7 protein-coding genes and 3 pseudogenes are annotated in these 14,423 nt (G+C 62.2%); 4 read left to right on the forward strand and 6 right to left on the reverse strand.

The window, feature by feature from the left end:
- Positions 1 to 311 (forward strand): transposase (locus tag CRT23_RS26025; protein WP_146056525.1); only part of this gene is annotated, 311 nt, incomplete at its 5' end.
- Positions 312 to 324: 13 nt separating this feature from the next.
- Positions 325 to 645, forward strand: a pseudogene (locus CRT23_RS26030) (ATP-binding protein); the annotation flags it as partial.
- Between the two features lie 392 nt (positions 646 to 1,037).
- Here CRT23_RS26030 and CRT23_RS26035 read toward each other — a convergent pair.
- Positions 1,038 to 2,000 (reverse strand): lipase family protein, encoded by a 963-nt coding sequence (locus CRT23_RS26035; RefSeq protein ID WP_103712432.1) that lies wholly within the window; start codon positions 1,998 to 2,000, stop codon positions 1,038 to 1,040.
- 149 nt (positions 2,001 to 2,149) lie between these two features.
- The gene (locus CRT23_RS29390) at positions 2,150 to 4,495 is read right to left on the reverse strand and encodes a peptidoglycan-binding protein (protein ID WP_103712433.1); all 2,346 of its coding nucleotides are present in this window, start codon (positions 4,493 to 4,495) and stop codon (positions 2,150 to 2,152) included.
- A 330-nt stretch (positions 4,496 to 4,825) separates the two neighbouring features.
- Here CRT23_RS29390 and CRT23_RS26045 point away from each other — a divergent pair.
- Positions 4,826 to 5,559: pseudogene (locus CRT23_RS26045) on the forward strand (winged helix-turn-helix domain-containing protein); the annotation flags it as partial.
- 211 nt (positions 5,560 to 5,770) lie between these two features.
- Here the strand turns inward: CRT23_RS26045 and CRT23_RS26050 are convergent.
- The 4 genes and pseudogenes from CRT23_RS26050 to CRT23_RS29690 all read right to left on the reverse strand — a co-directional run bounded on the left by CRT23_RS26050 (position 5,771) and on the right by CRT23_RS29690 (position 9,926).
- On the reverse strand, positions 5,771 to 7,105 hold the full coding sequence (locus CRT23_RS26050) for a hypothetical protein (RefSeq protein WP_103712434.1): 1,335 nt from the start codon (positions 7,103 to 7,105) through the stop codon (positions 5,771 to 5,773).
- Between the two features lie 11 nt (positions 7,106 to 7,116).
- Positions 7,117 to 8,751 carry a S8 family peptidase gene (locus tag CRT23_RS26055; RefSeq protein WP_245436602.1) on the reverse strand — a complete coding sequence of 545 codons (1,635 nt, stop codon included), beginning with the start codon at positions 8,749 to 8,751 and terminating at the stop codon, positions 7,117 to 7,119.
- An 891-nt stretch (positions 8,752 to 9,642) separates the two neighbouring features.
- Positions 9,643 to 9,804: pseudogene (locus CRT23_RS26060) on the reverse strand (integrase core domain-containing protein); the annotation flags it as partial.
- Positions 9,798 to 9,926: a hypothetical protein gene (locus tag CRT23_RS29690; protein ID WP_280952019.1), complete on the reverse strand. Its 129-nt coding sequence runs from the start codon at positions 9,924 to 9,926 to the stop codon at positions 9,798 to 9,800. The gene CRT23_RS29690 and the pseudogene CRT23_RS26060, both read right to left, overlap by 7 nt.
- Before the next feature lie 453 nt (positions 9,927 to 10,379).
- Between CRT23_RS29690 and CRT23_RS26065 the strand changes: the two genes are divergently transcribed.
- A complete protein-coding gene (locus CRT23_RS26065; RefSeq protein WP_181017484.1) occupies positions 10,380 to 13,925 on the forward strand; it encodes a TIR domain-containing protein in 3,546 nt (1,181 codons plus the stop codon).
- The last annotated feature ends 498 nt before the right edge of the window (positions 13,926 to 14,423 follow it).

Here is a 14,423-nt window from a genome sequence, read left to right on the forward strand (position 1 = left end):
TCACCACCGCCCCAGCCGTGCTCGCCGAGGCGCCCGGTCGGATCCGTCGTCTGACCGCCGACAAGGGCTACGACGCCGACTGGCTCCGGACCGACCTACGGGAAAAAGGCATCACGCCAATCATCCCCGGCAAGCGCGGCCGCAAGCGGAAGATCCGCTACGACAAACGCCGCTACCGCGAACGCTGGCGGATTGAAGCGACCTTCAATCGCCTCAAGGACTTCCGTCGCATCGCCACCCGCTACGACAAGCTGGCCCGAAACTACGTCTCGGCCGTCGCACTCGTTGCCGTCATCGCCTTCTGGTGCTGATCGAGTCCAGACCCTAGTCAACCAGCTTAAAGCCGAAGCACGGGCGGGCAAGACAGGCCGACTGGCTACGCAGCTGGCGCGGACAGACCTCGTGATCCTCGACGAGCTTGGCTACCTGCCGTTCCCCCGCGCTGGCGGGCAGATGTTGTTCCACCTGATTAGCCGGCTCTACGAGCGCACGTCCGTGCTCGTCACGACGAACCTGCCGTTTGGCGAATGGCCCAGTGTGTTTGGGGATGCAAAGCTGACGACAGCTCTACTCGACCGGCTGACGCATCACTGTGACATCCTGGAGACCGGCAACGCCAGTTGGCGACTGAAGACCCGCACATGAGTCCAGGCTGATGCAGTGCTTGTGCTACCGGATCGGCGTCAGACTGGAGGCGAGGCCAACGCTGCTACGCTCGCCCAACCAGCTTCGCAGCATTGGCCTCTCCCGTAGCGTATGCTCGAAGGCGACGGGTGGGTCCCTATTGGGCGCCGATCCTGGGTCCCTTTTGCACGCCGATTGACACTTCGGAGCTTCGGCCTGCGCTGGCCCCGTCGGAGGACTTGCCTGAGCGACATGATTTTGCCGGGACCGCGCCGGAGCCGTTCCTTTCCCGGCGCAAATCACGCGCACTGGATCGAGAACTACGGCGGTTGCGGGCGCTGCATGTGCGCTCGGCGGATCTCGCTTGAACCTGGGCTTCGTACGCCGCTGCGGACGGGTTACCTCGCGCGTGGCTAGGTGACCGTGTTGATGTACGCGTCGGGTAAGTGATCGCGGATTGCAGGCGGCAAGCCGTCGATGAGCCGGCCTATCCTGTCGTTCCGCCGGGAATGGCGGTTGGGACGCAGCAAGGCGGCGACGCTGCGGAAGGCCCCAGTCACTAGCGACCCAGCGCCGAGAGGCCGCAAAAGCGTCGTTCGAACGCCTTCGACGACTTGGGGCAGAAAGAGCGGCTCATCCGACCCCGGATCGGACGCGAGTGCCGACGGATCGCATTTGCCCCAGGATGGGCAGTGCAGGACACGGCCGACGTGGCGGAAGCCCAAACCCGAGGGCGGTACGGACGGAACAATGTCGGCACCGTGGACAAGGCGATACGTGACCCCGCCGACGAGCGCGTTGTAGCTCCGTTGGAAGGCTTCACCACCCGCCCTCGGCATACCGAAGGTGTAGACGCTTGTGACGGGAAAGCCGGCTCTGCGAAGAGAGGTCGCAGCCAAGACAGCCAATGCACCACCGAGGCTATGGCCGGTCACGACGAGGGCCCGGCATCGGATTGCCCTCAAAAGTTCCCCTATCTCCGGGAGCACGGACTCGGCCGCGATGGAGAAGCCTTCCGCGACGCCATCTGGCGAAGATCGAATGCGGAAGTCGGTGATCCAATCCTCAAGAACGATCGGATCCGTACCAGCGAATGAGAGGAAACCCACACCATCCTTGGCGGCCAGGAAAGCCTCTGTCCTCGCGATCGGCAGCGGTGTCGCCACGCTTTTTGCGATGATGCCCCCCTTGGGAAGACCCAATCCCCACGCCGCGAGGATTTCACCCACCATTCCTGGGTCGTCGGTTTCGTAGGCGAGTTGACACAGCCATGAGCAGGCCCTCGCCGCGCCGACATGGAAATCTCGCTTTTCGTCGAACGCATTGAACGCCTGCAGGTCGTATAGCTCCTTAGGGAGTTTCGTCAGCGTACTCACGTCCGTCCGTCCCCTTCCAGGTCCATGGATTTCCGGATGGGCAGACGGCCCCGAAGCGACGGGCGCATGGTCACCTCTCACGTTGGGGGGCACCGACTCCCTCCGGATCCGGCTGAACGGGCAGTGGGGAGTGGGCTTGAACGGGGCTGTCAGCGTTCGAGGTTTTGGCCCTGGCGATGGTCCTTCACCCGTGCATCGGCGATCTTCTGGCCGAAGTAATTGGCTGCCAAGCCGATCGCCAGGGTCGCAACGGAACCGCCGAAACCTGGGATGACGCTGCCGGCGACGGCGGCGACACCCTTTGCGATGAACTGCAGGTTCGATTGATCCGTGAAGAGGGCCGGCAGCTTATCGAAGATGGTGGCCATGGCGGGTTGGGCCGCCGCTCGGACTGCGGCGACGCTCTGTACGATGCGGTCGAGGTCTGGGTTGCGGGCGAGCACCTCCGGCGGCACCACTTGGCGAAGCTGAGCTATCGTGCGTGCGGCACCGGGCAAGAAGGATAGGGCATCCGGGCTCCCGGCGATGTCGCGCGCAAGTCCCGCGATCCGGCTCACCGCTTCGGGGGTGTTCCCCCCTGGCACCGCCAGTTGCTCGGCGCCGGTGAGCAGCGCCTTCACGTTCGTGGCGATCAGGGGATCGACGGGCGGCGCGTCGGCGGAGTTGACGATCGCGCTGTTGCCGACGCCGAGCGCCCCGAGCGCGGCGGTGATCTTTCCAAGGAGCTTGGTCCGGAAGGCGTCGCGGACCGTGACGGAGCCACGTTCCTTGAGCGCTTCCGCCGTCATCGCCGTGCGTTCGTTGTCCAGTTGGCGGCTCTCGGCGTGCGGGAGGGCCGCCCGGGTCAGATCATCGATGAGCCCGGTCGTCGGCAGGCCGTTCTCGTTCTGGAAGGCGAGAACAGCCGCCGCGGTGATGTTCCCGTACTTTCCATCGACTTTCCCGACCGGATACCCAAGCTCCTTGAGCCGTTGCTGCACGGCCTTCACGTCGGCGCTCTCGGTTGAAGGAGCAACGATGATCGGCGGAGGGATGATGTCGACGAGGCCGGGGACATCGAATTTTGCCAGATCGTACTGGGCGATGACCTGCTTGAGCTTACTGCCGTAACCGGGATCGGTCGCATAGACGCCGGTCAGCGCGTCGCAGAACCGGCTCGGGTCTTTCGCTTGCCGCATCGCAGCCCGATAGGCGGGATACGTCGCCAGCAGCTTCCCATGCGCGTCGAAGGCGTCGATCAAGGTGTCGAACTTACGGAAACGCGCCGGCTCCCTTCCCCATACGCCATTGCGCACCTCGCGCGTGCCGACCTCGACGGAGGGTTGGGAACCGGTAGCCTTGATCCCGAACGGATTGTTCGAGCCAGGCGGCATATGAGCGCCGTTGCCGCTTTCGAGGATGTACTGGGCAATAGTGACGGAGGCCGGCACGCCCCATTTGGTCTGGCTCGCGAGGGCCGCCGCGATCACCGTATCCGAGATGCCGGAGGATCCACCGCGGGAAGCCTTGGGCGTCGCTCGCGGTTCGATCGCGATCGCTGCGACGGTCGGCACCCGCCCCCCGACCGTCGGCAGGGTCAGGCCTAGCTCGGCCGCCGTGGTCGGGCCCACGACGCCATCGGCCTTGTCCGTGCCGAGGGTAGCCTTCTGAAAATCGAATAAGCTCCTTAGGGTCTCGCGACCGAACTGGCCATCGATCGGGTTCTTGCATCCACGCGATACGAGTGCCCGTTGGACGGCGGTGACGAGCGACCCGCTCGATCCATACCGGACCACCTGGGAAATCTCGTCGTCGGAAGCGCTGGACAAGCGCTCGACGGCGGACCCCTCGACCAGCATGTACGCGAAGCTTGTCTGGCCATTCGCGTGTTCGTAGGCGTTCTGACGGAAATGCGCCCAGGGCCCGGATTCGATGTGGCTGCCGTCGTTCGTCGTCGGGTATCCGGCGACGACTTGGCAGCCGTTGCTGGAAAAGCCCGGCGTTCGCGGCGTGTCGTGGAAGGCGGCGTGGAGGTTGTCCCAGAAGTAGGTGTCTTTTCCCGCGCCGAGGTCGATCGAGTCGTCGAGGTCATAATCGTCGTCGTCGCGGGTGCGCCAGACAGGCAGGAAACTGGCTTGCCGGAATGCCTGGTGCCCGCGGGGCTGTCCGGACTTGTGCTGTCCCTTGGCGTAGCGGTGGAAGCCGAGGATGACCATGTTGGCCGCCGCCCCGCCGCGCCGCGCCGCGGCAATGGCCCGACGGTTCGGTACGGTCGAGCCTGCGAACACCGCTATCTGATCGTCCCCGGGCCGCCATTGCACGAAGGTGCATCGCATGGACTCGTAGTCAGGCGGCGCGATCTTGATGCGCCGTGCGAATGCAAAATTAACATCATCAGGATCGACAGGCGTCGAGCCACGAATTCCGATAAATACTAAATAATCTCTTGGTATCAGGAAATTGTTTTGCTTGGCAATTCGGCGCAGCAGATCACCGGTGACATCCACTTCCGACATGCCAAATTCCTCTGATTGAGGAGACTAGACATTAGATCTCTGTTTTGTCTGAGATATGATTCGCGCAATCAGGATTTGATGACCGCATCGACGCGCCTGTCAACTACAGACTATAAACCTGGGCTTTGCCGTCAGCGGAAAGTTCGAGAAGCGCCCTCACAGTGGCCACGACGGATCTGGCCGCCCCTCCATTTGAGAGTAGCAATTGCACCTATTCCAGCGAACCGCTGGGCGTGGCCCAGGGGTTATACGAGCACCGTCATGCAGGGGGGGCCTTATACCAAGTCTCGTTGAGCAGGACTCACACCGAGTCGCGGTGTCGGGCGGGGTGTGATTCAGTCCTCGGGTTTGAAGCCTGAGGAGGATGCGATGGCTGCTCCGGTTCCGCTGCGATCGGATTTTGATGCGCCGGCCCTGCGCACTCTGGCCAAGGGGGCGCGGGATCCGGCCCAGACCCGTCGCCTGCTGGCGCTGTCCGTGATCTCGGCGGGCAAGCTCGCGCTCGGACGCGGCCGCGATCGGCGGGGTCGGATTGCAGACGTTGCGTGACTGGGTCGTGGCCTTCAACGCGGACGGCCCCGACGGGCTGATCGAACGCAAGGCCCCCGGTGCCCGCCCCCACCTGAATGCTGAGCAGTGCGAGGCTCTCAGGGCCCTGGTCGATCAGGAGCCGACACCCGCCGCCCACGGCGTGGTCCGCTGGCGCTTGTGCGATCTGGCCCAGATTCTGTGTGAGGATCATGGCGTGTCAGTCTCCGAGCAGACCTTGAGCCGGGTCTTGCGGGCGATGGGTTACCGCAAACTTTCGGCTCGCCCGCGCCATCACGCCCAGGACCCGGATGCCGCGGCTGCTTTTAAAACGACTTCCCCGACCAACTGGCGCAGGTCACGCAGGCCGTCGGCGGCAAACCCATAGAGGTCTGGTTCTGCGACGAGGCGCGAATCGGCCACCCGAACTCAACCCCGTCGAAAACCTTTGGCAGTTCATGCGGGACAACTGGCTCTGCAACCGCATCTTCCGATCCTATGCCGACATCCTCGACCACCGTTGCGACGCTTGGAACTGAATCATCGCCCAGCCCTGGCGCATCACGTCCATCGGACTGCGCCGATGAACCTATGCGCGCTGATCAATGAGAGTTGGTATAAGCGGGGCTATCGTGCGCACCATCCAGCGCGAGATCAAGTGGTCGAGGGAAGGGCCTTTCGACAGTCACACGTCTCGCATCGGCTAGATTCGGCGCACAGCCTCAACCGATCCGAGGCCGGGAGCCTTCAGGCCGCCGAGGTTCCAATCGCCTGCGCCAGCGCGTTCGCAACCTCCGGGCCGGTCACGGCACTATGATCCGAGATGAAGGCATCGGCCCGGAGGTTATGTACCTTTCGGTCAAATGCATATCGGCCTGTTTCCGGTAAGAGGTCACCATTCGCGACCTCGGCTTCGGAAAGCCTGACCGCGCCGTTGCGGCCCAACCCGCCGAAGGGATCGTCTCGGTCTCCGAAAGCGCTTCGATTGTCTCCGGACAACCGGGACGCAAGAGGGTAGGCGACGCCGACCGCCTTGTCGTAGATCGTGTGCGTAATCACGATGGGGCCATCGATCTTCCGGTCGGAAACGATCTTGCGGAAGAACCCGTCGTGCGAACCGTCGAACTTGGCGGAGAAACCGTTGTGAGAGAACGCTGCCTGAAGCAGGGTCAGGCTCCGCGGTCGAAACGCGTCTGGGCCGTCCGCGGCGGCCGTCACGACGCGCGCTCCAAAGCTGTGGCCAACGAGGTGGATTGCGACTTGGGGATGTCCTCGCCTAATCTCTGCAAGCACGGCATTTAGCCCCTTGCCGACAGTGCCGGCTCGCTCCTTCATCTCGTAGTACGTGGCGTAGTTCAGGAGCCTGAACGCGGCGGCCTTCATGCCAGTCAAGACGTCGGAGAATGAAACAGCGCCGCCGTGCCCCGAGGTTGGGACAGCCTCTTTGATGCGGGCGATCCCACCTGCCGCTCCACAGGGCGTGCCAGCCGGCGGCGTGACGGGGTTGGAAAGACCCTCCATTAGTCTGTCGGCATCGCCGACGAAGAAGCGGTCCGAGGCATCGTCCCGAATGTCGGACGGCGGCTGCGTCAGCATCGCCCGAATGCAACTCACGAAATCCTTGCGGGCTTTCCGGGAGTCCTCAAGGCGGGTGACCAGCACCTTGGCCCTTTCCGCATCGTCACTCCCAAGTTTGCCCACATAGGTGGCAAGGCCGTCGATCTTGGCGGCGATCTCCGCCGATGAAGGTGCCTGAGCTGCCAGGGCCGCCGTCGCGGCCGGCGTAGCCTTCCCGCCAGGGATCAGGTCCTCCTCGGCGAAACGCTTGGATGGCCATAAGACGCCGAGCGCCGCGAACTTGCGTGTGGACCCGACCTTCGTCAGCATCGGCGCAAGATTGGCGAAGAGCGCCGCATAGAGTTGGCGCGCCTCGGCCATGTCGTTGTTCCAGCCGTGTGAAATCACGATTAGGTCGGTGATCTCTGGCAGGCTGAGGGCCGCAGCTGCTTGAGCCCTTTCCGGGGCTTGGCCCTTCGCATCCATATCGAGCGCTAAGAAAGGGATACCGAACAAGTCTTCCACGGCGGCACTCCTTAAACCGATTGGATCGCGCGCATCAGGTCAATCAAGCCCTTGCCTTGAAAGTAGACGGCACGCCCAAGGTCGGTCGCGGTGGAAAGGAAAATTCGCTTCACCTCATCCGGGCGGCCGATGAACTCCGAACGGATCGACAGGAACGCAGCGATGGACCCTGATACATGCGGCGCGGCCATGCTCGTTCCACTATCCTCCTTGTATAGAGCGCGGGGCTTTGGTTTGCCGCCACGCGACGGCGTAGATTCTGCCGTAACCTCCCCACTGCCCTCCCCAGTGCCCTCTTCGCGGACAGCCTGGGTGCTTGCGCACGAGATTATCTTCTCGCCGGGCGCTACGAGATCGGGCTTGAGGCGGCCGTCGCCGGTTGGCCCTTTCGAGGAGAAGTAGGAAACCCCGTAAATGTGCGGGCTCTCGCGGTGCGTCGATCCGACCGTGATCGCGAGCTCCGCATTGCCCGGATCGTTGATTGTGAGGTCGAGACCTGATGCTACTGGCCCGCGCGCCAACGTGTTCTGGACGGCGTAGCCGGTGTTACCCCCCGCCACGACCACGACGACGCCGCTTCGTACCATCCGGTCTACTTCGACGCAGAGCGGACTCTGGCCGCATGCGAACCAAGCCGGCTCGAAGTCATAGCCGACACTCATGTTGATGCCGTGAACCCTGATCCGGCGGCCGTTTCCGTTCAACTGCTGGACGTAGTCAAGTGCCGCGATCAAGTTGCTCGCCAATCCAGCCCCGTCGTTATCGAGAACTTTCAGGCTCAGAAGCTTGCACCGGGGGGCGACGCCCGAAATCTCCTTGAAGGTGATCGGACGTCGTGTGATCTCCCCAACCTCGTCACGCTCGCGGACTTCCGCCTCGATCAACGTTTTGTCTCGCTCCCGGATCTCCCCGGCGATGATGCCCGCGACGTGGGTGCCGTGGCCGGCGGGATCGAGGAGCGCCTGCGCGCACAGGGCGTCGTCGTCGAGGTTGTTATCAAGCGCAGTGAAGTCCCGATGCAGCAGTGCCGGATCCAGGTTGAGGTTACCATGTGCCTTGAAATGGGGATGGGTCTTGTCGATGCCGGTGTCGACGACGGCCCAGACGATTTCGGCACCGAAGGCTCCAAAGGCGTTGCGCGCCGCGTCTGCCTTCACCGTGCTCACGGACCGAGTCACGAATCTGCCGACCTCGTGGTCGAGCCAGATCTTGTAGACGGCGAGCCTCGGAGGGATGTCCCTGGATCGTTTCCGGGAGCCGCGAGACGTCGAGGCCTTGGCAGCCTCCCGGGCAAGTCTCACCAAGGCCTGCACGTTGGCCCCGGTAAGCCGGCCGAAGAGGTACTGGCGGCTGTACCGGCTCTTGGGTTCGTTGATGCCCTGGTCGGGCCCGATCCGATCCTCGCCGATCAGGTCGCCGACCAACCTAGAAATGACCTTGGCGGCGGCGTCTCGGCCACCCGGATAATCCAGGTTCAAATCGATGATGACGTTCTGAACTGTCTCCTGACCTTCCTTCTTGATGCGCTCCAGAAGGGGCAATGCGACGATAGTCCGGTCGAGGACCTCTGGCGTGAACGGCTTCTCCCGTGGATCGCTCTCAGGCGCCGAAGCCCTCCTGGAACCATCATCGAAATCGTTGGCCATGGATCGCTCTCGTGCCTGTCGCGGTCGTTGCGACTCGCACATGCAGCTTCAAGATGGTCCGATGAATCAATTCCAACGACAAGCCCTTGGACGAAGAAAGCTCCCTTCTTAGCGTTCAGCCCGGTCCCTGCAGCTCTGAAGGCGGTGGACGGGATGAAGCGACGGCAGGCTCGCAAAATTCAATCCGCATGCTGCCGACCGCCTCAATCACCTCGGCAGCGCCAGTGCCCGGCTTTGATGAGTCACCCTTGATGAGGGATCGAAGCCGGATGGCAACATCCGCGTCGACTTGGCGGTCGTCCGGAAGCTGCCCCTCCGCTGTCCGACAATAGCGGTAATCCGCCATGCCGCGTATACAGCCGGCTATTTCCCATCTATTGCCGCCACCAACTCGAAGCCGGACGCATTGAGGAAGCAGACGCCACGGTAGCAAAGCCCTTGGCCTTCTGGTCGCGCCGGTTCTGTTGAGACGCCGAATCGGCGGATTCCAAGCCCTTAAGCTCGTGCGGCCCCGAACCTCGCCCGGCGTCTCGGGGGCTGGTACTGCTGTCAAACGCGGATCTAAGCGCTCAAGGCTCTGCCCTTAGCGGTGATCCTTCGCCCGCGCTTCCGCGATCTTCTAGCCGAAGTAGTTGGCTGCCAAGCCGATCGCCAGGGTCGCAAGTGATCCGCCAAAGCCCGGTACGACGCTGCCTGCAACGGCCGCGATGCCTTTCGCGATTGACCTGACCGGTATTTTGGACCGAGCTGATTGAGAGGCTGCTGCATGGTGGCGGCCATGAGTAGCCGAAAGTTTAGTGCACAGACGCCGACGAATGCACCACGTGCTCATCCACTAACCGCTTATAAACGCGAGAGAAAACGGACCGCTCGTTGTACGCTTTGTCGGCGTCAGTGCACTAGATCCGGGAAGGTGACAGGCGCGGGCGGCCGGTAGCCCAAGGACGAATGCGGTCGAACGCGGTTGTAGGTATTCTGCCAAATCCCGATCACGGTCTGTGCCTCCTTGAGCGAGTAGAAGATCTCTTGGCGTAGGCACTCGTCCTTTAGCTTTGCTCGGAAATCTCGGCCTCCTTGCAAGCCAGCGCCAAACTCTTGCCCTGGGCCGTCTGCACATCAATCTGGCGCAGCTTCAGCACAACCTGCTCCGCACCCGTCTTCTGACCACGCTTCATGCCCAGCTCCTTCAATCCTGGCTGATCCTCTCAATCAGCCCGGTCCAAAGCCAGCCGGTCAGGTCACCCTGATCTGAGAATCCCCGCCCGGTTCAGCCAGGAGCTACCTTCCGGCATCCCTCAAACCAACCCAATCCACCAAACTTGGCGAAGAGCCAGTTTGCTGGGTCAGGGTCAGCCAGGATCTGATGACTGCGATAAGCCCGCCACCGCAGACAGCGAGGCAATAGACGCAGCTCGGCACTGCTGACACGCCGTCGTCGGCAAAGCAGGGGTTCGTCGCCCGAGTCGGTCCTGTGCTGGGCGTCCCCGTCGCGCTGCAGACGGTGACAGCATGAGCTGAAAGATGAAGCATCCGCCGATGTAACTATTGTATTGTGGCGAAGCGCGAGTCACAATGCCAGCAGGTGCAATGTATTGGCGTGCCGCGATTTGGGTAGGGAGATGCGTCTGATGAGGTACGACGTCTTTCTGAGCTATTCTCGCAGAGATCGCGATATGGCGCTAACGGTACGCGATCGGCTGAAATCCGACGGTGTACAGGTATTCTTCGACGAGGACAGTCTGACCGCCGGGCTTTCTTGGATGAGAAAGATAGAGAGGGCCATCGATGAGTCACGATCGGTGGCGATCTTGTTAGGGCCGGCAGGTCTCGGAAATACGCAGCAGTACGAGCGGGAGTATGCCCTGCTCAAGGCGACAATGGAGGCGGGCCTCCGGGTTGTCCCGGTGCTACTTCCAGGCTGCGCCGGCCTTCCGCCCGGATTTCTGCAATTGCGGATGTGGGTCGATTTTCGTGCCTATGAGACGTTGCAGGAGGGCGCGGACGAGTTCCTCAAGTTGATCGACGCCATCCGCGGCGGCGAGTCGGGCGAGCAGCCCGAGGACGTCTGCCCCTACCTCGGGTTGGAGACTTTCCGCGAGGAAGACGAGAACTTCTTTTGTGGGAGAAACGGCGAGATCAGGGAGTTGGAACAGAAGCTGAAGGTCTACAATTTCGTCTCGCTCGTCGGCCCTTCGGGTAGCGGAAAATCCTCCCTTGTGCAGGCTGGACTGGTTCCACGCCTGCGGCGGCAGAAGCCGAGGAAGCCCTGGCGCGTCATCACGCTAAAGCCGGGACCCTATCCGTTCCAGAACCTCGTGGCGGAGCTGAACCTCAGCAACGTCGCGCTAAACAAGGGCTCTAATCCGGCAAGCCAGCAAAGCGCTTCCAAACTCGCGAGCGTTGGCAACGTGGACTACGACACCGCGAAAGCCGTTTCGATGCTGCTCGGCGAAGATTCGAGCACGAGGTTCAATACGCTCATACACATCGATGCATGGGAGGAATTGTACGGGATCCAAGTATACGGCGAGAGCGCGGCGAACGAGAAAATTAGGGAAACCGAGCGCTCGATTTTCATCGATTTCCTGCTGACGGCGTCGCAGACCGACCTCGTGAAGGTGGTGGTCACGGTCCGGGCCGATGCTTACGCGACCCTTTTGAGGCATCCGCGTCTCAGCCGGCTCTGGCCAGAGCAACAAGTGAATTTACACCCGATGTCGCGGGAGGGGCTGCGGGAGGCGATCACGAAACCTGCCAGCGAGGCCGGGCTTGCCTTCGAGTCGGAGGCTCTCGTCGAGGATATCCTTTCCGACGTGCTTCGGGAGACGGATGGGCTGCCGCTCTTGCAGGTCGCCCTGAAGGAGACGTGGAAGGGTCGCGTCGGGAGTATCCTTGCGCGGGACGCCTACGTGGCATCCGGAAAGGTCGGCGGCGTTTTGAACAAGACCGCGGAGCGAGTCTTCTCGAACCTGACCGACGAGGAGAAGAGCGAGCTACCGCGTCTGCTGCTCAACATGGTGGGCTCCTCCGCCGACGGGTTCGAGACGCTCGTACGGGCCCCGCTGCCGACTGACCCGGTTCGGCGCTCCATTATCGCCAAGATGAGCGACGAGAACACCAGGCTTCTCGTAGTCGGGGTAAGCTCCGCTCCACCCTCCGGCGAGCTGGACGCGGCGGTAGGGTCCTTCAAGGTGGTCGAGATCGCCCACGCTTCCCTGCTGCGCACGTGGTTGCGCCTCCGCGATTGGATCTCCGCGAGCACGGACAGGCTGAAGCTCAAAGCCGAGCTCCTGAAGCGGAAGGAGGACTGGGAAAGAAGCCATCGCTCCGCGGACGCGCTGATCACTGCGGGCTTCCAGCTAGAGAGTGCCAAGGACCTGATCGGGAATCCCGGTCACGTGTCGACCGAAGAGATCGCGGAATTCATCAAGGTTTCCTCGGACTACCAGAAGCAGAGGGAGGAAGAGGCTTTCCGAGCCGAGGCGCTGCAGCATGCGCAAAAGGTTGAGGCGGCGGCCTACGACATCATCGATGCGGAGGGAGAGATGCAGGATTTCGTCGTCGACCTGCGGCAGAGGTTCTGCTTCGATTTTGCCTTGCTGCAACTAATCGATAGGTACGACTCGACGATCGCCACGGTGGCCGGTACCGGTCTGCGTGAGGATTGGATCGGGATCGGCAAGCACTACCTGCATGGAAACGGGGTGTCCCCCGACATACAGGCGTACATAGCCACGACGGAACCACCCGTTATCGAGGTGATATCGGGCAATGACAGACGTTTCGACAAGTACATCTTCCGGAAGTTCGGTCACGCGCGCATGAGCCGAGCCTTCATCCCGGTTATCCTATGCGACAACCAATCCGCCGTGATGAACCTGAAATGGTCGAGTTACAGCATGTCGCCAAACGTGGAGGAGAACGTACCGGGAGATTTCCGAACCTTGTTCACCGTCGACGCAACGGAGTACGAAAACTTCAAGCGCGTCCATTCGGGCAGGGTGATCGGTACCATTGAGGTCGGGTACTACAATCACGCCCACAGGCTCATCACCGACGAGGCTGTAGCCGTCTTTAGACGGGCGGCCAGGAGAGCTTTAGGGCTTCATGACGTCTCACTGGATGCTGTGCTGCATACAGTCGCCGAGGTTGCCGTGAATATGGTCGGCGCCGATGCCGCGACGGTTGGCATGTACTTGAGCCCGACCTCACACGCCTTCGCCTTTGGCGCGCATGTCGGGGCCGCCATTCCCGAAGGGCTATCAGGAGCGACCGACGCTCCCGCAAGGATGGCGCAAAAGCGTCAGCAGGCTGTGATCGTGCCATCTTCCGAAAGCATGGTCGATGCCGGCCAGTTCGATGCGGAGTGCCGGGCCATCTCGTCCAATGGCTTCAAGACGATGATCGTCGTGCCGGTCGTGGCAGGCGGGAGGCGGCACGGCGGCGATAGGCTCGAGGCCGACGATTGGATCGCGAAGCGCGCGAACGGTCTCCTGCGTGTTTTCTTCGCCAGGAGTTTCGAGACGCTGGGCCGCGAGGTGGCGTGGCTGGAGTACCTTGCCCGTCGCACCTCCGATGCTGTTCGGAACATGCAGTACATCATCAAGATCAACGAAGACGAACGTCAGTTGTCAAACCTGCACAAGATTTCAGTTGGATTGTCGCGCGATTACATGAAAGACGGCCTTCTCGACGAGGTCGCCGGCAGCGCGGCGAACATGTTCGCGGCCGACATTGTAACCGTTTTCGAATACCAGGAAGCGGACGGCGACTTTTCGGGCAATGTCGGCTCGTCCGGCCAATTCAGAAGGCCGCAGTACTCAATCCGGTGCTGTGACGACGAGTCGTTCGCGCCCCGGCGGCTGGTGAGTAGGGGTGACAACTTCTATGAAGGCAATGTCTCCGGGGACGTCATGCTGACCCAAAGCTTAGGCAGGGAGCACAGCGCGACGGATCGTTTCCTGGGCCGTGAGGGAATCCTGGCAGTAGCGGGCGTAATCTTGCGCGCGGCCGACGAGGTGGTGGGCGTCATGTTCATAAATTTCCGCCGGACCCACATCTTCGAGCAGAAGGAACGAGACATGATTGAGACCCTCGCTGCCACCGCCGCCATCGCGGTCAAGAACCGACGCGTCGTCGCCAGAAGCATCGGCCGGCTTAAGGAGGTGGCTTGATGCACCGTCCACAACGCCGCGTGCGTTTGCGAAGCGCACCCGGCGCCACGACCAGCGAGGATCCTGTCATGCGGTTCTGCCTCATCGTTTCGGCGGCGCGAGACAGCATCCAGTCACCTTCCTGTCGGTCATGCCTTGCCGTTCACGGCCCATCGCGGTTCGCATTCAGGTCGACCACCGGCAGGGCAGCTTGCGGGTCTGGGGCCTGGAGCGTCCGGGCGTTTTGGCAAAGAGATTGACGGATGAATGTCTGCTTACCGGATCGACGCAACTCAACCCTGATGACTGGCATGAGGGCAAGGCCGAGGGTCCGGTTTCAAGCGACGAGTTGCGCCTCGGTGAGGGCGCGCAGTGGCTGCGAGAGGTACCGGGTGGCAGCGGGGCCTTTGCATTTATTTTGCAACTTCAATGACATAGGTGTTCGCAGTTTCATTCTGTCTGGCGCGCCGTTTCGATCTAAATATGCGAACCACGCGCGCTACTCCGTCTGGGTTGAAC

It is taken from the genome of Methylobacterium sp. V23, from assembly GCF_002917135.1.
GTDB lineage: Bacteria > Pseudomonadota > Alphaproteobacteria > Rhizobiales > Beijerinckiaceae > Methylobacterium.

What these genes read in the sequence shown, in the direction of transcription:
- CRT23_RS29390 (WP_103712433.1), bottom strand. Translation starts at nt 4,495, where the DNA reads ATGTCGGAAGTGGATGTCACCGGTGATCTGCTGCGCCGAATTGCCAAG.
- CRT23_RS26055 (WP_245436602.1), bottom strand. Translation starts at nt 8,751, where the DNA reads ATGGCCAACGATTTCGATGATGGTTCCAGGAGGGCTTCGGCGCCTGAG.
- CRT23_RS29690 (WP_280952019.1), bottom strand. Translation starts at nt 9,926, where the DNA reads ATGAAGCGTGGTCAGAAGACGGGTGCGGAGCAGGTTGTGCTGAAGCTG.
- CRT23_RS26065 (WP_181017484.1), top strand. Translation starts at nt 10,380, where the DNA reads ATGAGGTACGACGTCTTTCTGAGCTATTCTCGCAGAGATCGCGATATG.